The sequence below is a fragment of the Archangium sp. genome (assembly GCF_036388035.1).
Classification (GTDB): domain Bacteria; phylum Myxococcota; class Myxococcia; order Myxococcales; family Myxococcaceae; genus Archangium.
In genome coordinates, this window is sequence record NZ_DASVSO010000857.1 from 1 (window position 1) to 15,137 (window position 15,137).

Consider the following 15,137-nt stretch of genomic DNA (forward strand, 5'->3'; position numbering starts at 1 on the left):
TACGAGGAGCGCAAGAATCTGTGCATCGCCGCGAAGACGGATCGGGACTTCATCTGGTTCTCGCCCTCTCGCACTGACGAGTTTCCTTACGTAGGCGAAATCTCCTGGACGACCTCTGCCCGCTCGGCGTCCAAGACCTCCTGGCGCACCGCGCACATGCAACAGGTAGCCGAACTCATGCGCCTCGTGCGGTCTCCCCTGGCCCAAACCGCGTTGGCACAAGATTTCGAGCGCAAGACGCGGCGATTGGTTCCTCAGGAGATAGGACAGAAGCGCGTCGTCACCGTGCGCGACTACAGCCAAGGACTGGCGGGCCTCTTCTGGCGCAACTTCTATGGCCCGCCCTTCGTCCGCATGTTCGGCGAGCGGCTCGACGCACTTCCCCCCGAGTGCCGCCAGACGCTCGGAGAGGAATTCGTCCTCGTCCAGCCCTACGAGCTGCCCACGCAGGCCGGCACCGAGGCGGGGACGGCACGAGAGCGCGAGCTCATCTCCCTGCTCGGCCCCGAGTGCTTCTACGACCCCGCGCACCACACCCTCCCCACCCGCCGGCCTGTCCTGGACGCCCTCGGCCAGCCGCTTCACTGACCGGGGTTGCGCACAACCTGAAGTAGCTGCCCCGGGTGTGGGAGCCGTAGGGGCGTAGATGTTGCCGAAATCCAACTCACCCCTGGCGCACCACGAGCAGCCGCACCTCGGTCATGTCCTCGATGGCGTACTTCACGCCCTCGCGCCCCAACCCCGAGCCCTTCACGCCACCGTAGGGCATCGTGTCCACGCGGAAGCTCGGCACGTCGCCCACGACGACGCCTCCCACCTCCAGCTCGTCCCACGCACGCATCGCCTGTGACAGCTCGTTGGTGAAGAGGCCCGCCTGCAGCCCGTAGCGCCCCTCATTCACCGTGCGGAGCGCGTCGTCGAATCGGGTGAAGGGCTGGAGCAGCACGACGGGCCCGAAGGCCTCCTCCGCGCTCAGCGGCTCGTCGGCGGGCACGCCCTCCAACACGGTGGCTTCGAGCAGCGCGCCGCGCCGCCCTCCCCCGGTCAGCACGCGCGCTCCCCTCCCCTCCGCGCGCCGGATCCACCCCTCGAGCCGCCGCGCCGCGGGCTCGTCGATCAGCGGACCCAGCGTGGTGGCCTCGTCCCTGGGGTCCCCCGCGCGCAGTGCCCGCGCCCGCGCGACAAGCCGCTCGCGCAGCGCGTCATACAACGCCTCGTGCACGAGCACGCGCTGCACCGAGATGCAGCTCTGCCCCGCCTGGAAGAAGGCGCCATGGGCCACGCGATCCGCGATGAAGTCCAGGCGCTCGCCCTGGTCGCGGTCCACCACGCAGGCCGCGTTGCCGCCGAGCTCCAAAACCACCTTCTTGCGGCCCGCGCGCGCCTTGAGCTCCCACCCCACCTTCTCCGAGCCCGTGAACGAGAGCAGCTTCAGCCGGTCGTCCTCGATGAACGGCCCCACGTCCTCGAGGCGCGTCGGGAGGACCGAGAAGGCGCCCTCGGGGAGGTCCGTCTCGGCGAGCACTTCGGCCATGAGCATCGCGCTCACGGGCGTGCGGTCCGAGGGCTTGAGCACGAACGGGCAGCCCGCGGCGATGGCGGGCGCCACCTTGTGGGCCACCAGGTTGAGCGGGAAGTTGAACGGCGTGATGAACGAGCACGGGCCCACGGGCACGCGCTGGGTGAAGCCCCGGTAGCCCGCCGCTCGCCGCGACACCTCCAGGTTCAGCACCTCGCCCTCGCCCCGTACGGCCTCCTCGGCCGCCGCCTTGAAGGTGTCGATCAACCGGGAGACCTCGCCCCGCGCGTCGCGCAGGGGCTTGCCCGCCTCGATGCAGAGCGCGAGCGCGAACTCCTCGGCCCGCTCGCGGAAGCGGCGCACGCAGTGCTCGAGCACCTCCTGCCGGGCGTACGGCGCCAACCGCCGCATCGGGCCGGCCGCGCGCACCGCGGCGGCGATGGCCTCCTCCACGGCGCCCGCGTCCGCGAGCGCCACGTGCGTCACGACCTCGCCCGAGTACTTGTTGAGCACGGCCAGCTCCGCGTTGGGCTGCCTCGGGCGGTTGGCCAGGTAATACGGATAGCGTTCAGCCAGCATGGCGTTCCTCTCTTCCCCTTTTAGAGTCGTGGCTCAGCGCGTGATGGCGTCCTCTTCACCAGCTCCGAGCGCCCGCGCGTTGTCCGAGTAGTCGATGGGCAGGTCGATGACGTGCACGCCGCCCGACTCCAGGCAGCGCGCGAGCGTGGCGCCGAACTCCGTGGCGCTCGCCGGGCGGTGTCCGTGCGCGCCGTACGCCTCCGCGTAGCGGACGAAGTCCGGGTTGCCCAGCTCCATCCCGAAGTCCGGGAGCCCCATCTCCCCCTGCTTCCAGCGAATCATCCCGTAGCCGTCGTCGCGCACCACGACCACCGTCAGATCCAGCCGCAGGCGCACCGCCGTCTCGAGCTCCTGCGAGTTCATCATGAACCCGCCGTCGCCGCAGATGGCGAGCACCTTGCGCCTGGGGTGGACGAGCCTGGCCGCGATGGCGGACGGGAGCCCCGCCCCCATCGTCGCGAGCGCGTTGTCGAGCAGCAGCGTGTTGGGCCGGCGGCAGCGGTAGTAGCGGGCGAACCAGAGCTTGTACATGCCGTTGTCCAGGCACACGATTCCGTCGTCCGGCATCGCGCGCCGCACCTCGGCCACGAGCCGCGCGGGGTAGATGGGGAAGCTGTCGTGGTCGAGGCCGCGTGCGAGCTGCGCGTCGAGCCCCGCGCGGGCGCGCTCGAAGGGCGTGAAGTCCCAGCGCGCTCGCGGACCGACCCCCTCCGCGATGCGCCACACCGCGTTGGCGATGTCGCCCGTCACCTCCACCTGCGGGAAGTACACGGGGTCCACCTCGGCCGACGAGAAGTTCAAGTGGACCACCGTGCGGCGGTTGTCGCGCATGACGAAGGGCGGCTTCTCGATGACGTCGTGGCCCACGTTGACGATGCAGTCCGAGGCCTCGATGGCCCGGTGGACGAAGTCCCCGTCGGAGAGCGCCGCCGTGCCCATCCAGAGCGGATGCGTCTCGTCCACCACGCCCTTGCCCATCTGGGTGCTGAAGAAGGGCATCCCCACGCGGTCCACGAAGGCGCGGAGCATCTCCGAGGTGAGCTTGCGGTTGGCGCCGGCGCCAATCATCAGCAGCGGGCGGCGGGCGGAGGCGATGGCGTCGACCGCGTTGGCGATGGAGGCCTCGTCGGCCACGGGCCGGCGGTGGGCGCTGGGCGCGAGGGGCGCGGCGTCGGTGGACTCACGCGCCACGTCCTCGGGCAGCTCCAGGTGCGTCGCGCCGGGGCGCTCCTCCTCGGCGCGGCGGAAGGCCTCGCGCACCGCCGAGGAGACGTGCTCCGCGGAGACGAGCGTGCGGGTGGACTTGGTGAGGGGGCGCATCATCCCCACGACGTCGACGATCTGGAAGTGGCCCTGCTTGCTGGCCTTGATGGGCTTCTGCCCGGTGACCATCACCATGGGCATGCCGCCGAGCTGGGCGTACGCCGCGGCCGTGACGAGGTTGGTGGCCCCAGGGCCCAGCGTCGCGAGGCACACGCCCGCGCGCCCGGTGAGCCGTCCCCACGTGGCGGCCATGAAGCCCGCGGCCTGCTCGTGACGCGTGACGACGAGGCGCATGCCCGAGGCACGCATCGACTCGAGCAGGTCCAGGTTCTCCTCGCCCGGCAGGCCGAAGACACAGCGCACACCCTCCGCTTCGAGTGCTTTGACGAACAGGTCCGATGCCTTCATGGCGTCTCTCCTCCGGTACGAGGACAAATCTAAAGAGCGCCCACGATTCGTCCATTCGTTTGTTTCCATGGACTCGATAGGCAATGTCTATGATGGCGAAATGGAGCTCCGCCACCTCCGCTACTTCTCCGCCGTCGCCGACACGCTCCACTTCGGACGCGCCGCGCGGCGCATCCACGTCTCGCAGCCCACGTTGTCGCAGCAGATCCGCCAGCTCGAGGAGGAGCTCGGCGCACCCCTCTTCGAGCGTGCGCGCAGCGGCGTGCGGCTGACGCAGGCGGGGGAGCTGTTCCGCACCTACGCCTCGCGCGCGCTGGAGGACGTGGATGCTGGCCGGATGGCGGTGGGCGCGCTGCGGGGACTGACGACGGGCGCGCTGCGAGTGGGCTACCCGCCGAGCATGCGAGGGGTCGTGGTGCCGGCGCTGGCCGCCGTGCTGCGCAGACACCCGGGCCTCGCGCTGAGCGCCGAGGAGGCACTCGTGCGCCGGGTGGAGCGGCGGCTGGCGGACGGCAAGCTGGACGTGGGGCTGGGGTACGCGCCCGCGCGCTCACCCGACCTGGACGCGGAGCCCGTCTTCGACAGCAGGCTCGCGCTCGTCGTCGCGCGGGGGCACCCCCTGGCGGGAGCGGAGTCGGTGGGGTTGCGGCAACTCGCGGACGAGCCGTTCGCCTTGCTCTCGCGAGGCTCGCGCGTGCGTACGCGCGTGGACGCCTGGTTCGATGCCATGCGGTTCGCGCCGCACCTCGCGCTCGAATCCAACGCGGTGGCTACCGTGCTGGCGATCGTGCGCGCGGGCCTCGCCGTCACGGTACTCCCCGAGCCGCGGCACACCGACGCCGAGCGGCTGGTGGTGAAGCGACTGTCCCCTGCCCCTCGCTCCGAGCTCGCCGCGCTGCTCTGGCGCAAGGGCGCGCCGCGCACGCCCGCCGCGGAGCTGTTCGCGGCGGAGGTGCGCACGCAGGCGAAGGGGGTCGGGGCCTGAGCTGTTCTCCAGAGGCCCGGGGACTCTCCTGCTAAGGTGTGCCCCCATGTCCACTCCGTCCGCAGCCGTCCTGCTCGAGGTGGAGGGTGCCGTCGCCACCCTCACGTTGAATGATACCGCCCGCCGCAACGCGATGACGCCCGAGATCGGGGAGGCGCTGCGGAGTCGGGTGGCCGAGCTCAAGCAGCGCCCCGACGTGAGGGCGGTCGTCCTCGCCGGGGCCGGCGGCACGTTCTCCGCGGGGGGAGACCTCCAGATGCTCGAGCGGCTGCGCCGGGTGTCCTCGGAGGAGGCCCGCACCTTCATGCTCGATTTCTATGCGCGCTACCTCAGCGTGCTGGATCTGCCGGTGCCCACGGTGGCCGCGGTGGAGGGGGCGGCGATTGGCGCCGGGCTGTGCGTGGCGCTCGCGTGCGACCTGTGCGTCGTCGCCGAGGACGCGAAGCTCGCGCTCAACTTCGTCCAGCTGGGCCTGCACCCGGGCATGGGGGCGACGTACCTCGTGCCGTGGAGGGCGGGCGCGCAGCGCGGCGCGGAGCTGCTCCTCACGGGCCGCCGCTTCGATGGGCGTGAGGCGGTGCAACTCGGGCTGGCGCTCGAGGCGACGCCAGGGCCCGAGGTGCTCGCGCGCGCCCGGAAACTCGCGGCCCAGGTGGCGGCGAATGCCCCGCTGGCCACCCGCGCACTCAAGCGCGGGCTGGCCCCGGACCGGTCCGCCCTCCAGCGGGCCCTGGAGGCGGAGGCGCGCTTCCAGGCGGAGAGCTACGGAAGCGAGGACCTGGGCGAGGGGCTCGCGGCCGCGGCGGCGCGCAGGCCCCCCGTCTTCCAGGGGCGCTGAGGGCCCGCTACTTCATCCGCACCGTGAAGGCACCGGTGGAGGTGTTGTAGGTGATGTAGCCCTTCTGGAACTCGCTCTCGCGGCCCCCCGTGACGGCATACTCGTCCGACACGGGGTAGCCCAGGGCGCTCTTCTCCCAGCCCAGCGAGGCCCAGTGGTTGCGGATCTGCCCGTGCACCTCCCAGGCGCCCGTGGCCTGCGTCCAGTAGATGCTGCCCTCCGTGGTGCCCTTGCGGAAGTGGTTGTAGCGGCCGATGCCGTCCGGCGTCCCCGTCTCGTCCGTCGTCGGGTAGCCCAGCACCCCCGTCTCCCAGCCCAGCGCCTTCCACTTCGCGTGGATGTTGCCGCGCACCTCATGGGCGCCCGTGGCCTGCGTCCAGTAGATGCTGCCGCCCTGGAAGTGGTTGTAGCGACCCACGGTATCCGGCGTCGTCAGCTCCCCCGTGATGGGGTAGCCCAGCATGCTCTTCTCCCAGCCCAGCGCCTCCCACTTGAGGCGAATCTGCCCCCACACCTCCCAGGCGCCCGTGGCCTGCGTCCAGTAGATGCTGCCGTTCTGGAAGTGGTTGTAGCGGCCGATGCCGTCCGGCGTCGTCAGCTCGCTCGTCAGGCACCCGCCCAGAAAGCCCCCGGCTCCCCCCAGCTGGTTGTAGCGCGTCAGGATCGCCCCGCCCACCGAACACCCGACACCGCAGTGGGCCTTGGCCCGGTTGAGGTAGTCCGTCCACGGCCAGTTGGCACCGGGATCCGTGCGGTTGGCCGGCTGCAGCTGGCCATGCCCCACCACGTGGTAGCGGTCCAGGGGAATCCGGTGGTCACGCGACATGTCGCACAGCAGCCGGGCCGAGGCGTCGATCTGTGACGCCGGCCAGGTCGTCTGCGATGCATACCCGCCATGCTCGATGCCGAGGGTGAAGTCATTGGAGCTTCTCCCGTTCAGCTCGCACGCCACGCCGCCGTTGTTGCCGCACTGGTAGGTGGCACCGATGTGCCAGGCCCGGCTCGCGTCCCGCACGAGCTGGCTGATCTCCGCTCCGTCCTCGCGCACCACGTAGTGGGCGCTCACGCCCGAGCTGGTGTTGGTCAGCCAGCTCCAGCACCCCGAGTAGCCGCTCTCGCAGGTGTGGATGACCACCATGCGCACGCCGATGGGCCGGGAGTTGTAGTTGGGCGAGGGCCTCCACACGGCCCCGCTGTAGTCCGGAGCGACGGCGAACGCCTGGACCCGACGCCCTGCCAGTTCATCCTCCGCGGTCAGCGCCTGCCCGCTCGCGGCCCACTCCCGCGACAGCGTCCCCAGCCCCAGGCGGGCCACCCGGAAGACCTCATCCTGGACGAAGCTGCGACGGCCCTCCTCGTTCTCGATGCCGGACACCTCGGCCACCGCCGGCGCCCACTTGCTCGCCTGCGTCCGGTCCAGCCTGAGCGCCTCCGCGTGGTGCGACAGCAGCGCCGCCGCCGCCCGGACGTTGGCGCGCGCGTCCGTCCTGGCCTGCTCCACCGTGACGCCGGCCAGCTTCGCGCCCTCCTCGAGCCGCGCTCCGGACAGCGCCATCATTCCGTAGGCGGCCGGGCGCCCCTCGAACTCCTCGGTGCCCTCCACCATCTGGTAGCGCGTCTGTACGAACGCGATGGACTTGAGCAGCGCGGGCGGCACGTTGAATTCCCCGCCCGCCTCCCGGAAGAGCGCGTCGAAGGATTCGTCCTCCCGCTCGTAGGTCTCCGCCACCCGCACGTCCACCTCGGCGGTGGGGACGGCGGATACCTGCTGCTCGTTCATGTCGCACGCCTGCGCCAATGCCAGCGCGGCGGTGAGCATGAGAATCCCTGGCCTGTTCTTCATCGATTCCTCCGGACGTCGTCACTCGCGTGTGATGGACCGCTCCTGGCCTCGCGGATGGCGGGTGCGAGGGGAGCCCAACAGAAGGAGGTGACGAGCGAGGCCGCATCTCAAGAATCCGCAAAAAAAAGACAGCGCGGGGATTCCTGGGCTTCCCTTCCCTGGAGGATTTACAGGTTTATTGTATCTTTGGATTCACTCCTGGCCCGGGCGGGGCTCGACGAGCTGGGCGAGGCTGAGCAGGCCCGCGTCGAGGTCCGCGCCTTCCGCGCGGGCGGCCGAGAGGTTCACGAGAATGACGGGGGAGTTCTTCTTGCGGATGAGACCGATGGCCAGCCCCCGGTTCACCTGGGCCGCGCTTCCGGCGAGGGAGAGGATGGAGAGCTGCCGCGTCACCCGGGAGATGACCTCGGATTGGGCCTCGAGCCCCTCGCACGCGTAGAGGGCCACCACCCCCGCGCGAGAGAGCTCCTCTTGAAGCTGGAGGGCGTTGCGGAAGCCGATGCGCAGGACGCGCATCGGCTGGCCCGCGAGGGTCCTTCCCCGCGCCGCGGCCTCCATCGCGGTGCGCAGCTCCTGTCCCCCACGGGCCGAGCTCGTATCGCCCTCCTGATGCAGGATGGCGATGGTGAGCGGAGGCGGGTGCGAGCTCATCCGCCGGTCATAGGCGAGGATGCGCACCACCAAGGAGGCCCGCAGCGTGGCGGGCAGCTCCTCGGCGTGGACGGGCGCCGAGGCGAGCATCAGCACCAGGGGAGCCACGATGCTCAGGCGCCACCAGGTGGCTCGGCTCCTCTCAGCCCGGTAACACAACGGCATGACAGATGTACTCCAATTTCGTGGGTCCTTTCGGACTCTACAATGCCAGGACAGCGGGAGGGGCGGAGCGGCGCCTTAGAGGTCGAACTCCAAGCTGACGAAGAGGCGCCGGCCCTCCATGCGGTAGTCGAAGGGGAAGTTACCGATCTTCACCAGGTAGCTCTCGGCATCCAACAGGTTGGAGACCTTCACACCCACGGAGGCCCAGGTGTTGAGCTGGTAGCGGGCGTTGGCATCGAAGCGAACCCATGCCGGCACGCTCGTGGGACGTGCGGCGATGAAGGCCGGGGTCACGCTGTCCCCCTCGCGGCGGTGGACGGCGCCCTGGTAGCGGCCCTGGAGGGACAGGGTGAAGCCTCGCAGGCTGTAGCTGAGCCCGGCCTTGGCCACGTGGGCGGGAGCCCAGGTGAGGTTGCCCGCCGAGGCCACGTGGCCCCCATTGTCATCGTGCTCCGCCAGCATGTGCACGTAGGTGTAGCTGCCAAAGCCCTGCACCTGCCCGTGCTCCCCGAGGTCCACGTCCCCCAGCAACTCAGACTCCAGGCCGGCGTTGCTCCGGGAGAACAGGTTGCTCGACAGGTTCGCGTCGCTGTAGCCGATGAGGTTGTCGAACCGCGAATGGAACACGGTGTTGCGCCAGCTCAGGTGGGGGTTGACCGTCCAGTCCGCGTTGAGCTCGAAGGTCGTCACCTGCTCGGGGCGCAGCATGTCGATGTTGGCGCTGAGCATCCAGGTGTTGGCGCCGAAGAGCTCGGCGGGCACCGGGGCCCGGAAGGCCCTGCTGGCCTGGGCCTTGAGGCTCAGCAACGGGCTGGGCGAGTACACCAGCGCCAGCCGGGGGCTGAGCTGATCGTACGACTTGAAGCGCGTGGGAGACTCGGGGGCCCGCGGCTCGCGGTAGTGGAAGAACTTCAGGTCGTAGCGCAGGCCCACCGTCAGGGACAGGGGCATGCCCAACAGCCGGCTCCAGGCCAGCTGGGTATAGGCGCCCAGGTTGTTGACCGGATGGCCGATGATGCCTTCGAAGAAGGGCCCGAGCGGGACCGGGGCGGTCGGAGCGGGAGCACCCTCCTCCGCGTTGAACAGGTCGATGTTGGCGTAGTGCACCCGGTCGCCGCCGTAGAGGAAGGCCGAGTACTCCACGCCGCTGAGCAGGCTGAGGCCCTCGGACAGCTCGCCGGAGAGCTGGGCCCTCCCGAAGAGCTCGTCCACGCGCGTCTCCAGCACCTCGTTCACCCCGGCCGGGTAGCGCCCCTCGAGCGCGCCACTCGGGTAGAGGCGGACGTTGCGCTCGAAGTCGTGCCGCTGGAGCTTGAACACGTACTCCTGTTGGAGCCGACGCTCCCGGGGTGACTGGTAGCGCAGCACCACGATGTGGCGACGGTCGTGCATCGGCCCATCGACGTCGGGGGCCCAGTAGAGCCAACCATGGCCCGTGCTGTGCTCCCAGGACTGCAGGTGGTACTGCAGGGACAACCCCTCCAGCGCCTTCTTCGCCTCCAGCTTGAGGAAGAGGTAGTCGCTGCTGTGGGCGTCGTCGATGCGGAAGCGCTGGAGCGCCCCCGTGTCGTCGGTCCTCCCCGAGCCATCGTAGGACAGGTACGAGTACCCGTTGGTGTGCAGGTGCCGGAACCCGAGGACGGCGGAGAGGTGCTCGGACACGGTGGCGGCCACCGCGTCCACGTTCACCGTGCCCCGATCTCCGAGCCGCAAGCGCGCCTCGCTGTTGACCTCCAGGCGCTCATCCTCCCGGAGGGTCCTCGGCGAGGAGATGGTGTTGAGGGCCACCACGCCATTGGTCGCGCTGGAGCCGTACAGGGCCGAGCCGGGGCCGCGGACGATCTCCACGCTCTTCACCAGGAAGAGCGGAGTGACGTCCCAGGTGAAGGCGCTGCCCGCCTCGTTGTCATTCATCGGGACGCCATCCACCAGCAGCAACAGGTGGTTGTTGTTCCACCCCTCCGAGATCCCCCGCGCGCCCACCACCGTGCGCTCATAGTCGTGAGCGGGGAAGAAGCCGGGCTGGCTGAAGAGGATGTCATCGAGGCTCATCCAGCCGAACCTGCGGATCTGCTCGCGTGGCACCACGGAGACCACGCCCGGGGCCTCCCTGGCCGGCTGGAGCTGCTTGGAGGGGGTGGCCAGCTCCAGCTGGAGCAGCTCCTCGAGCGAGAGCTCTTGGGACCAGTGTGGCTCGGTGGGCGCGTCCGAGGCGGGAGGGCTCACCGGCTCGGCGGGGGTCTCCTCGGGCGCGGGCGGCGAGGCGGTGGGCAGGGGCTGAGCGGAGGCGGGGCGGGAGGCGAGGACTCCTGTCAGCAGCAGCAGGCCGAGGACAGGCACGTGAGGGGTGAGGCGGGACATGCGGGGTTTCAATCCAGGGAGGCGGCGGGGAGGCGGGAGGCCGTGGCCCCTCGCTCCAGCCGCAGGAGGATGCGTTCTCGGAGAAGGTCGGCATCGACGGGCTTGCTCAACACCCGGTCCTGATGCTGCTCGAGGAAGGCGCGGGTCGTCTCGGTGAAGGCGCCGCCGGTGAAGAAGGTCACCGACTCCGCCTGAGCGGGGTACAGCCGCTGGAGCTCGGTGAAGAAGTCCATGCCGGTCATGTCCGGCATCATCAGGTCGCACAGGATGATGTCGAACGTGGCGCCCTGGAGGACGCGCCCCAGCGCCTCCCGGGCGCCGAACGCCACGGAGACATCGTGCTCGCGCCCCAGGGTGCGCCGCAGCGCCGCCCCCACGAAGGGATCGTCGTCCACCACCAGCACACGCCCTCGCCGCGGCCCCGAGCGAGACTGCGCGCGGTGTGCTTGCGCGTGCTTCACGGTGACGGCGCTGGGGGGAAGGACGACGGAGAAGGTGCTGCCCTGCCCCAGCTCGCTCTGGACCTCGATGCGCCCGCCCAACGCGGTGATGATGCCCTGGCAGACGGACAGCCCCAGCCCGGTGCCCACGCCCACCGGCTTGGTGGTGAAGAAGGGGGTGAACAGCCGGCCACGCACCTCGGGGGCAATGCCACTGCCGGTGTCGGTGATGTCCACCCACACATACCCGTCCTCTCCGAGCCGGGTCGTCACCCGGATCTCATGCCGATCCGCGGCGCCCGCCGGGATGGCGTGGGCGGCGTTGATGAGCAGGTTGAGGAAGACCTGGGCCAGGCGCACCTCGTTGGCCTCGACGGGCGGAATGTCCCGGTAGTCGCGCACCAGCCGGGCGCGGTGGCGGATCTCGTTCTGCGCCATGCTGATGGCCGCGTCGAGGGGCCCCTGGACGTGCAGGGGCTCGCGTCGGTCTTCATCCCCGCGCGAGAAGGACTTGAGGCTCTGGACGATGTGCTGCACGCGAGAGCAGCCCTCGCGCGCCTCGGCCAGGGCGTTGGCCACCTCCTGCCAGATCGCCTCCATGCCCTCGTTCATGGCGGGGGGACAGCCCGGCATGAGGGTGGTGCGCAGCTCGGGCATCTCCTGGAGGACGAACTGGATGTTGGCGGTGACGTAGGCGAGCGGGTTGTTGATTTCATGGGCCACGCCGGCGGCGAGCGTGCCCACGGAGGTGCGCCGGTCGGCGACGATGAGCTGCTCCTGGGTGCTGTGCAGCTCGCGCAGGCGCTCGGCGAGCTCCTGGGTGCGCTCGGCCACGCGCTGCTCCAGCTCGAGGTTGCGCGCGCGCACGCGCTCCTGGGCCAGCCGCTCGGTGATGTCCTGGAAGTAGAGCCCCCAGCCGAAGTGCGTGCCCTCCTGGCTCTGGATGGGCGCCCGGTACGCGGTGAGGGTTCGCCCATCCAGGAGCGAGAACTCCAAGGAGTTGGCCGCGGGCTGCTCCTGCTGGAAGTCGGCCAGGCGCCGCAGGGCCTCGGGCTCCTTCATGGCGGGGGCCAGGGCGCGGAGCACCTCCTCCAGGTGCCGCCCTTCCAGCCGCTCCGGCGGCAACTGCCACATCCGCAGCAGGCGCTGGTTGTGCGCCAGGACCTGCCCCGACTCCGAGACGGTGAGGATGCCCTCGGAGGAGGCCTCGCTCTGCGATTTGATGAGGGCCTTCTGCTCGTACAGGCGGCGCAGCATCCGGGACAGCGCGGCGGCGAGGGTGCCGGTCTCGTCGCGCCGGGTCAGGTCGAGCTCGCTCTGCGCGCCCAGCTCCCCTTCGGAGATGCGCAAGGCCACCTGGGTGACGCGCCCCAGCGGGCGGACCAGCAACGTCCCCACCCCGAAGGCCGCGAGCACGCCGAAGGCGAAGATGAGCGCGGAGATGCTGACCGCCAGCCGCAGCGTGTGCTGACCTTCCTGGCGCAGCTCGGCCAGGCTGAAGCCCACCAGCAACGTGCCCTCTTGGCCGCCTCGGGTGTGGATCCGCACCCGGGCCAGCACCTCCTGGCCGTGGATGCCCGCGCCCTCGGGAATGTCGGTGAGCCGGGCCGGGGCACGCTCCGGGTGCCAGGCCGCCAGCGGCGAGCCGTCCTCGCGCAGCAACAGGCCGAAGGTGGCCTCGGGAGTGGAGGCGAGCGTCTCCAGGTGGTGCTGGCCGTTGATGGCATCCCCGAAGTCGAGCGCCGGCTCGGTGGCGCTGGCCAGCAGCTGGGCAATCCCCGTCGCGCGACTGAGGACCCAGTGGCGCGCCTGGGCATCCATGCGCGCCGGGAAGAAGGCGAGGAAGAACAGCGCGAAGGCCGCGAAGAGAAGGGCGACCAGGATGACCAGGCGGGCGCGCAGCGACAGGTGGCGCGACTCCAGACTCATTGTCCACCTCGCGACTGTGCGCGCCGTGGAAGGAGCCCTTCCACCCGGAGACCGAAGGTCAAGGTATGGCTGTGTCGCATGGCGTCGTGAGCGACCGTACTTCACCGAAATGTGACGGGAGAGAGGCCCCTACAAGGACGCTGGCCTCGTGCTGTATGCGTGGAATTAAACAACGGTACTGTTCTCGCCGACAAGGGGGCCAGAAATGAAAAAGGGCTGGGGACCCCCAAGGTCTCCAGCCCATGCTCACACCGCACCGGGAGGAGCATGTTGGCAATGAGAGAGCGTGGAACCAGGACGGGAAGCACCTGGAGGCTGGCGGGTCTTCTCCTGGTGCTCGTGGCCGCCCTCGGTGCCCAGGCGGAGCCGCCCTCCTTCAGGCTTCCTGGCCGTCCGCCGGACTCCCGGGAGCCCTGGGGCGCTTTTCTTGGCAGGGCCGCACATGTAGCCATCGGCAAAGCGTACGGCGTGCAGCATCCCTCCAACCGCGTCTTCCTCAACACCGTCGACCTCTCCACCATCGTGGAGGAGGGGGAGTTGGGGGACCCCGAGCGTCTTTCGGAGCTCGCGAGGCGCTTGCGCCCGGACATCACTGATACCCGCCTCCTCGTGCTGTTCGAGGTGAAGCCGGACGATGAGGAGTCACGCGAGGAAGGGAGACAACAGGCGGGGCGCTACCTGGCGGCCCTCAATAAAGCCGTCGACCCTCACAAGAAATTCGTAGGAGGCACTGGATTCGAGGGGTCCCTCTTCCTCGACTTCGAGAACGGGGGGCACTCTGGAAGTTGTCCTGGCGCACGCCCGAGCCCGGAGTGACGCTGTACCGCTGGAGCTACCGGCGGGACTGCCGTTGAGCAAAGTGCCTGGCGCTTGAGGGGCACCTGACCGCTATGGTAGGGCGAAAGGCCATGCCCACGGAACAGGCCCCGGTGCTCGAGTTTCCAGCGTGGCTCCACGGAACCATCGCCACCACTCGCCGCAAGGTGAGAGCCGAGGGCAAGCGGTGGGCCCGGGAGTACCTCGAGGCCGGCGCCTTTTCCCAACTCCGGCAGCCGCGACAGGTGCAGCCCGGTGAGGTGCTCGTGATGCACTCGAGCGCCGAATTCGGCGCTCCCCACACCTGCTGGCGGATGCACATGTTCGTCGGCGTTTTCATGGACTTGAATGAAGGCTTCCAGAAAGAGCAGCGCCAGCACGCGAGGGCCGCCTTCGAGTCCTTCTGCCTGAGCACTCCTTGGGGAGCGCTCTACCATGCCGTGTCGCCGCCGCCGCCGCGGAGCGCTGAGCGCATGGCGGACCGGCTCGCCTCGTTGCTCCGCTTCTGGGAGGTGCTCCAGCGCCCTCGCTATGCATTCTGGTCGTTCGATGACGACTACACGCTGGAAGAGCTCATGGAGGACCTCTGGCGCAAGACGCTGGAGGCCTGGTGCCCCGGAGGCCCCGCCTCGGTCCGCGAGCACCTGACCCTCACCGTGGAGCGCATGGCTCGCGCCACCCGGGAGGAATGCCTGGAGGCCATGCTTCGGGTGATTCCCCTCCTCGTGGAAGGCGACAACGATTTGAAGCACCCCGAGGTGCTCAGCGACCCGGACTTCCTGCGCGAGCGCCTCCACGCGCTTTCCCCCAAGGACTTCGAGTCACTCTCCAGCGCTGAAAAATACACGGTGGCCGTGCAGCTGGCTGCCTGGGACAGGCAGTTGGGACGGTAGCAGCGCTCCGGATTGAAACGCTGCCCGTCTCCCCTGCCCCGGCTGTTCTCAGACGGCGCCCTTCTCCAGGACGCGCACGCGCTCGGTGCCCTCGAAGTGCACCTCGAAGAGGGGCAGCCCGCTCGCGAGGTGATGGAGCGTCTGCAGCAGGTGGCGATCCCCGCGCTGCTGGATCTCCTGCCGGAGCGCCTCGGTATGCCGGGCCTGGAGGGGCACCAGCGAGCCCTGCCGCCGGAAGAACTCCACGTAGTGCTCCCGGTGGCGGGCGGCCACCTGGGGGTGCGCGACGAAGACCTGGTTGCGTCCCACCGAGGGCGACACCAGCGGGATGGCCGTGAAGTCCCACAGCGCATCGTCGACGAAGACCGAGATGACCGCCGACTCGTCGTGGTGCCCCTCGAGCGTGGCCAGCTCCACCTCGGGGGCGCCTTCCCAGAGCAGCTCGTA

General features: G+C 69.8%; 12 protein-coding genes. 5 read left to right on the forward strand and 7 right to left on the reverse strand.

All coding sequences use genetic code 11. The features are described 5' to 3' along the window. Window positions 1–588, forward strand: a 588-nt coding sequence (locus VF697_RS35350) for a hypothetical protein (RefSeq protein ID WP_331102030.1), incomplete at its 5' end; no start/stop codon positions are given. A gap of 76 nt (window positions 589–664) precedes the next feature. Here the strand turns inward: VF697_RS35350 and VF697_RS35355 are convergent. Together VF697_RS35355 and VF697_RS35360 are read right to left on the reverse strand one after the other, a co-directional pair. Then, a complete protein-coding gene (locus VF697_RS35355) occupies window positions 665–2,098 on the reverse strand; it encodes an aldehyde dehydrogenase family protein (RefSeq protein ID WP_331102032.1) in 1,434 nt (477 codons plus the stop codon). A 33-nt stretch (window positions 2,099–2,131) separates the two neighbouring features. After that, window positions 2,132–3,769, reverse strand: coding sequence for an acetolactate synthase large subunit (locus tag VF697_RS35360; RefSeq protein WP_331102034.1), 1,638 nt, complete (start codon window positions 3,767–3,769; stop codon window positions 2,132–2,134). 100 nt (window positions 3,770–3,869) lie between these two features. On the opposite strand from VF697_RS35360, the gene VF697_RS35365 reads away from it, so the two are divergent. Continuing rightward, on the forward strand, window positions 3,870–4,754 hold the full coding sequence (locus VF697_RS35365; protein WP_331102040.1) for a LysR substrate-binding domain-containing protein: 885 nt from the start codon (window positions 3,870–3,872) through the stop codon (window positions 4,752–4,754). Window positions 4,755–4,800: 46 nt separating this feature from the next. Beyond that, on the forward strand, window positions 4,801–5,592 hold the full coding sequence (locus tag VF697_RS35370; RefSeq protein WP_331102041.1) for an enoyl-CoA hydratase/isomerase family protein: 792 nt from the start codon (window positions 4,801–4,803) through the stop codon (window positions 5,590–5,592). A 7-nt stretch (window positions 5,593–5,599) separates the two neighbouring features. On the opposite strand, the gene VF697_RS35375 is transcribed toward VF697_RS35370, so the two are convergent. From VF697_RS35375 to VF697_RS35390, 4 genes are all read right to left on the reverse strand, one after another. Next, a complete protein-coding gene (locus tag VF697_RS35375; RefSeq protein WP_331102043.1) occupies window positions 5,600–7,435 on the reverse strand; it encodes an N-acetylmuramoyl-L-alanine amidase in 1,836 nt (611 codons plus the stop codon). 192 nt (window positions 7,436–7,627) lie between these two features. After that, a complete protein-coding gene (locus VF697_RS35380) occupies window positions 7,628–8,194 on the reverse strand; it encodes a YfiR family protein (protein WP_331102046.1) in 567 nt (188 codons plus the stop codon). Between the two features lie 132 nt (window positions 8,195–8,326). Continuing rightward, complete coding sequence (locus VF697_RS35385) at window positions 8,327–10,612, reverse strand: TonB-dependent receptor (RefSeq protein WP_331102048.1); 2,286 nt, start codon at window positions 10,610–10,612, stop codon at window positions 8,327–8,329. Window positions 10,613–10,620: 8 nt separating this feature from the next. Continuing rightward, window positions 10,621–12,981 carry an ATP-binding protein gene (locus VF697_RS35390; protein ID WP_331102050.1) on the reverse strand — a complete coding sequence of 787 codons (2,361 nt, stop codon included), beginning with the start codon at window positions 12,979–12,981 and terminating at the stop codon, window positions 10,621–10,623. A 159-nt stretch (window positions 12,982–13,140) separates the two neighbouring features. Between VF697_RS35390 and VF697_RS35395 the strand changes: the two genes are divergently transcribed. Both VF697_RS35395 and VF697_RS35400 read left to right on the forward strand, forming a co-directional pair. After that, entirely contained in the window at window positions 13,141–13,797 is a 657-nt protein-coding gene (locus VF697_RS35395) for a hypothetical protein (protein ID WP_331102052.1), read from the forward strand. 92 nt (window positions 13,798–13,889) lie between these two features. Continuing rightward, window positions 13,890–14,690, forward strand: a complete 801-nt coding sequence (locus tag VF697_RS35400; RefSeq protein ID WP_331102054.1) for a hypothetical protein — start codon at window positions 13,890–13,892, stop codon at window positions 14,688–14,690. A gap of 48 nt (window positions 14,691–14,738) precedes the next feature. Here VF697_RS35400 and VF697_RS35405 read toward each other — a convergent pair. After that, the coding region (locus VF697_RS35405) for a hypothetical protein (protein WP_331102056.1) at window positions 14,739–15,137 on the reverse strand (399 nt) is incomplete at its 5' end.

Bases quoted from the DNA above. Each gene is read 5' to 3' on its own strand.
- VF697_RS35400 (WP_331102054.1), top strand. From the start codon at position 13,890: ATGCCCACGGAACAGGCCCCGGTGCTCGAGTTTCCAGCGTGGCTCCAC.
- VF697_RS35365 (WP_331102040.1), top strand. From the start codon at position 3,870: ATGGAGCTCCGCCACCTCCGCTACTTCTCCGCCGTCGCCGACACGCTC.
- VF697_RS35385 (WP_331102048.1), bottom strand. From the start codon at position 10,612: ATGTCCCGCCTCACCCCTCACGTGCCTGTCCTCGGCCTGCTGCTGCTG.
- VF697_RS35375 (WP_331102043.1), bottom strand. From the start codon at position 7,435: ATGAAGAACAGGCCAGGGATTCTCATGCTCACCGCCGCGCTGGCATTG.
- VF697_RS35390 (WP_331102050.1), bottom strand. From the start codon at position 12,981: ATGAGTCTGGAGTCGCGCCACCTGTCGCTGCGCGCCCGCCTGGTCATC.
- VF697_RS35355 (WP_331102032.1), bottom strand. From the start codon at position 2,098: ATGCTGGCTGAACGCTATCCGTATTACCTGGCCAACCGCCCGAGGCAG.
- VF697_RS35360 (WP_331102034.1), bottom strand. From the start codon at position 3,769: ATGAAGGCATCGGACCTGTTCGTCAAAGCACTCGAAGCGGAGGGTGTG.
- VF697_RS35370 (WP_331102041.1), top strand. From the start codon at position 4,801: ATGTCCACTCCGTCCGCAGCCGTCCTGCTCGAGGTGGAGGGTGCCGTC.